The sequence below is a fragment of the Thermanaeromonas sp. genome (genome assembly GCF_021890735.1).
Lineage (GTDB): Bacteria > Bacillota > DSM-521 > Neomoorellales > Neomoorellaceae > Thermanaeromonas.
This window is the reverse complement of the sequence record NZ_JAKKUR010000101.1, coordinates 1-5360: the sequence shown is the minus strand read 5'-3', so window position 1 is coordinate 5360 and position 5360 is coordinate 1. Positions and strand designations below refer to the sequence as shown.

Annotated in this window: 3 protein-coding genes; all 3 read left to right on the top strand. The window is 52.4% G+C overall.

Going from position 1 to position 5360, the window contains the following annotated elements; translation table 11 throughout:
• Positions 1–34: 34 nt before the first annotated feature.
• The 3 genes from L5656_RS10390 to fdhF are packed head-to-tail and all read left to right on the top strand — an operon-like array spanning position 35 to position 5353.
• A complete protein-coding gene (locus L5656_RS10390; RefSeq protein ID WP_428849309.1) occupies positions 35–622 on the top strand; it encodes a xanthine phosphoribosyltransferase in 588 nt (195 codons plus the stop codon).
• A gap of 42 nt (positions 623–664) precedes the next feature.
• Positions 665–2641 carry an FAD-dependent oxidoreductase gene (locus L5656_RS10385; RefSeq protein ID WP_297202676.1) on the top strand — a complete coding sequence of 659 codons (1977 nt, stop codon included), beginning with the start codon at positions 665–667 and terminating at the stop codon, positions 2639–2641.
• Positions 2642–2656: 15 nt separating this feature from the next.
• Entirely contained in the window at positions 2657–5353 is a 2697-nt protein-coding gene (gene fdhF, locus L5656_RS10380; protein WP_297202674.1) for a formate dehydrogenase subunit alpha, read from the top strand.
• Positions 5354–5360 lie beyond the last annotated feature (7 nt).

Here is a 5360-nt window from a genome sequence, read left to right as displayed (position 1 = left end):
GCTTTTTGAGATCACTATTTATGAGGTGAAAGCTTTGTCTGGGGATGTTGTAGAACTGCTGAAAGAAAAAATAAGACGGGAGGGAAAGGTGATCTCTGAAGATATACTTAAAGTGGATTCTTTTTTAAATCACCAGATAGATCCCGTCTTAATGCTTAAAGTGGGAGAAGAGTTTGCCCAGCGCTTTGCCCAAGAAAAAGTAACTAAAGTGCTTACGGTGGAAGCTTCAGGAATAGCGGTAGCCCTTATGACCGGCTTAGCCCTGCAGGTGCCTGTGGTCTTTGCTAAAAAGAGGCAGCCTTCCACTATCGGTTCGGATGCTTATTTCGGAAAGGTGCGGTCTTTTACAAAGGAAGAAGTGGTAGATATAGTGGTAGCAGGTAGCTATCTTGGCCCGGGGGATCGCGTGCTCATTATTGATGATTTCTTAGCTTCGGGTGAAGCAGTTAGAGGGCTTATAAAAATTATACAACAGGCGGGCGCAAAGCTGGTGGGCGTAGGTACCGTAATAGAAAAGGTTTTTCAAAACGGTGGAGAATACTTGCGTAAGCAAGGTATACGGGTAGAGTCCTTAGTACAAATAGGTACCCTTTCGGGAGGAAAAATAGAATTTTTGAATTGAACAAGCACCGCCAGCGCCCAAGGAGCAAGGGAAGATATTTAGATGGTACCCATCATCCTGGCGCTGGCGGCTTTGTCTATCTTTAAGGGTTTGCCCGGTAACGGCACGAGGAAGAAGAGGATTGGGGGGAGAAATTTGTTCAGTACATGGAGGAGCGGTAGTAACAGTTATAAAACTTCACTGCCGTTCTATAGAGGACGGCCTTTAAGGGCCTTTATCGGCTGGGGAGGGATTATAGTAAGTGATGTCGGTGTAAACCTCCTGGCCGCCCTTAAAGAGTATTACCAGGCGGTACAAAAAGAATCCTGCGGGCGGTGTGTTCCCTGCCGGGTAGGGACCAGAGTCATCCTGGATCTCCTGCAAAAGCTTTTGGAGAGGGATGACCCGTCCCTGCGGCAGCAATTGAAGAGGATAGCCCTCCTGGTATACAACGGTTCCAAATGCGAGCTAGGCCAGTCTGCTGCCAGGCCGGTTCTGGATTTCGTGGACCACTATGAAGAACTGGCACCATATAATGGGGGAGCTAAAGAGGCCCAAGAATATCATTCTTTTGTTACAGCCCCGTGCTTGCAAAGGTGCCCAGCCCACCTGGATATACCCAGATATATAGAGTGCACCCACGAATCCCGTTTTAAAGAAGGGCTAGAAGTAATAAGGGAGACTACTGCTTTAGCGGGCGTACTGGGCAGGGTATGCGTGCATCCCTGTGAAGAGCACTGCCGCCGGGGGCTGGTGGACGAAGCCCTAGCCATTAGAGGTATAAAGAGATTTCTGGCTGACTATGAACTGAAGCGCGGCCGCAAACCCCGGTTAAAGGGCGAGGGCAGTAGCGGCAAGGCCCGAGTGGCGGTAATAGGTGCTGGGCCGGCAGGGCTGAGTTGTGCCTACCAGCTTTCGCGAAAGGGATATAAAGTGACCATTTTCGAAGCTTTACCTGTAGCGGGCGGAATGCTGGCCGTAGGTATCCCGGCCTATCGCTTGCCGCGGGATATCCTGCAAGGTGAAATCGAAGCCATAAAGGCTCTGGGTGTAGAAATCAAATGTAATACTTCTGTGGGCAAAGATGTAAGCCTAAAAGAATTGTGCCAGAGCTATCCAGCCGTATTTATCGCCACCGGCCTGCATGATAGCGCCAAAATGGGTGTGGAAGGCGAAACAGCAGGGTATGAAGGCTTCATACCGGGTGTGAAATACTTAAGAAACATAAACTTAGGCCTTCCCGTTCCCCAAGGTAAGAGAGTAGCTGTGGTGGGTGGGGGCAATGTAGCCATGGATTGCGCGCGGTCCTCATTGCGTATAGGGTTTGAAGAGGTATACCTGATCTACCGCCGCTCGCGGGCCGAAATGCCGGCGAATGAATGTGAGATAAGGGAGGCCGAGGCAGAGGGAGTAAAATTTTACTTCCTGGCCAATCCCGTAAGGATTGTGGCTGAAAACTGCAAAGTAACGGGTGTGGAATGTGTACGGATGGAACTGGGGGAGCCCGATGCCAGCGGGCGCAGGCGACCGGTTCCGGTACCGGGATCGGAGTTCTTCCTTCCCTGCGAAGTAGTAGTTCCGGCCATCGGACAAGTTGCCGATCTTTCCTTTATCCAAGGCATGGAGGGCATTGAGCTAACGAAATGGGGAACCATTGCGGTAGATCCGGTAACCCTGGCTACGGGAGTTCCGGGGGTTTTTGCCGGAGGAGACGTAGTCCTGGGCGCCAGGACGGTTATAGAGGCCGTGGCCCAGGGAAATAGAGCGGCCCTTTCTATAGACCAGTACCTTACCTCCGGGAAGATTGAGGCAGGGCCCCAAGACTTTTTGGAAGCCTGGCTTAAAGAATTTGGTGTATTTGACCCTAATGAGGAAGTAGGCCTGCCGTCCGGGTGGCCCCGCAAAGAAGAAGAAATGGCGCCGGTTGAGGAGCGCCTCAAGGATTTCCGGGAAGTGGAGTTAGGGTTTAATTTCGACGACGGCCTGGCCGAGGCTGCCCGGTGTTTAAGGTGCTATCGCCTAGGACTCATGGTTTTTTGAAGGGAGGAAAAGGGAATGGTAACCCTGACCATAGATGGTCGCCAGGTTTCTGTGCCCGAGGGCACTACCATACTGGAGGCTGCCGAAAAGCTGGGAATCCATATACCTACCCTTTGCTATCATCCTTTGCTTAGACCATTGGGATACTGCCGGCTTTGCCTGGTGGCCATAGAAGGAGCTGCTAAGCCGGTTACTGCCTGTAACACACCTGTGGCAGAGGGAATGGTGGTTTATACCAGCACCCCGAAAATAGAGGAATGGCGCAAGGGTATAATAGAGATGCTTCTGAGCCAGCACCCCGTGGACTGCCTTACGTGTGAGAAAGCTGGGAATTGCGACCTGCAGGACTGCGCTTACAATTATAGGATCAAAGAAGGTGCTTGGAAGATTGACCTGGCTTCTCTGCCGGTCCTAAGGGACAACCCCTTCATAGTACGGGATCATAACAAATGCATTGTGTGCGGTCGGTGCATCAGGGTATGCCAGGAAGTCCAGGGCAATGCTGCTTTAGGATTAGTGGGCAGTGGCTTGGAGACCAAAGTAGGAACTGTGGATCCCGCGGGACCGAAGGAGTCAGGCTGTGTTTTCTGCGGCAACTGCCTGCAGGTATGTCCGGTGGGAGCACTTACGGAAAGATCAAGCGAAGGTCAGGGGAGAGAATGGGAATTCAAGAAAGTGCGCAGTATCTGCTCCTACTGCGGTGTAGGATGCAACCTTACCCTTTACGTAAAGGATGGAAAAGTAGTTAAAGTCAAGGGATACGAAAACCCCGAAGTTAACAACGGTTGGCTCTGTGTCAAGGGCCGTTTCGGGTTTGATTATATCCACAGCCCTGACCGGCTCACCAAACCCTTGATAAGGGAAGGGGAAAGGGGAAGCGGCACCTTCCGCGAGGCCACCTGGGAGGAAGCCCTGAACTTGGTAGCCCAAAGGCTAAGGGAGATAAAAGACACTTATGGGCCGGATGCCTTAGGTTTCTTATGTTCGGCCAAATGCACCAATGAAGAAAATTACCTCTTGCAGAAGCTGGCCCGGGGGGTGCTGGGCACCAATAATGTAGATCATTGTGCCCGCCTTTGACACTCCTCCACGGTTGCCGGTCTGGCAACCACCTTTGGTAGCGGCGCCATGACCAATTCTATCGCCGACATAGCTAAGGCGGACTGCATTTTCGTTATCGGCAGCAATACTACCGAGAATCACCCGGTTATCGCTCTTAAAGTAAAAGAAGCGGTTCGGCGGGGAGCCAAGCTCATAGTGGCCGACCCCCGATATATCGAACTGGTGGACTGGGCCTATTTATGGCTGAGGCAAAAGCCGGGTACGGACTTGGCCCTTATCAACGGGCTGTTGCACGTCATTATAAAAGAGGAACTTTATGATAAAGATTTTATCGCCCAGAGGACCGAAGGATTTGAACAAGTGAAACTCGCGGTGGAGGAGTATACGCCCGAAAAAGTAGCCGAAGTTACCGGGGTTCCGGCGGAGGATATTGTCCGGGCGGCCAGAATTTACGCTGCGGGCCCCAGGTCCAGCATACTCTATGCTATGGGCATAACCCAACATATCACGGGTACGGCTAATGTAATAGCACTGGCCAACCTGGCTATGGCCTGCGGCCAAATCGGCAAAGAAGGGAGCGGGGTGAACCCCTTAAGGGGTCAAAACAACGTGCAGGGCTCCTGTGACATGGGAGGGCTGCCCAACGTCTTGCCCGGCTACCAGCCCGTAACCGATGCTGAAGTGCGCCAGAAATTTGCTCAAGCTTGGGGCATACCCGAACTGCCCGAAAGGAACGGGCTCACCCTTATGGAGATGATGCGGGCGGCAGAAGAAGGAAAGCTTAAGGGTATGTATATTCTAGGGGAAAACCCCGTCTTGACCGATCCCGATGCTTCTCATGTGGAAAAGGCTTTGAGAAGCCTTGATTTCCTTGTGGTGCAAGATATTTTCCTTACGGAGACAGCCAGGCTGGCCGATGTGGTGCTGCCCGGCGCCTCCTTTGCCGAAAAAGAAGGTACCTTTACCAACACCGAGCGCCGGGTACAACTTGTGGAGAAGGCCATCGACCCTCCGGGAGAGGCGCGCCCGGACTGGCAGATTATAAAAGAAATCATGGAAAGGCTGGGTTATCCGGCACCTTATTCCTCGCCGGAGGAAATTATGGCGGAGATCGCCAGGGTTACGCCCATCTACGCTGGAATAACTTACGGGCGCCTGAAGGAGAAGGGCTTGCAATGGCCCGTGCCTCATCCCGAGCACCCGGGAACACCTATTCTTCATAAAGAAAAGTTTACCCGGGGTTTGGGCCAGTTCCAGGCGGTCCATTACTTGCCGCCGGCAGAGGAACCCGATGAAGAGTATCCCTTCTTGTTTACTACAGGAAGATTGCTCTACCATTACCATACGGTCATATCCCGGAAGGCCAGGGGCCTGGAAGAAATATGCTCTGAACCGGTGGTGGAAATAAACCCTGATGATGCTGCCCGGCTGGGAATTGAGGACGGAGAAGTGGTGGAGATTGTGTCGCGCCGGGGCAAAGTAAAGGTCAAAGCCTGGGTTACCAACAGGGTGCCCCCCAAGGTGGTGTTTATGAGCTTCCATTTCTGGGAGGCCGCGGCTAATTTTCTTACCATTCCGGCCCTAGACCCTGTGGCTAAAATTCCGGAATACAAGACCTGTGCTGTACAGGTGAGAAAGGTATCAACTTAAAGGCGGT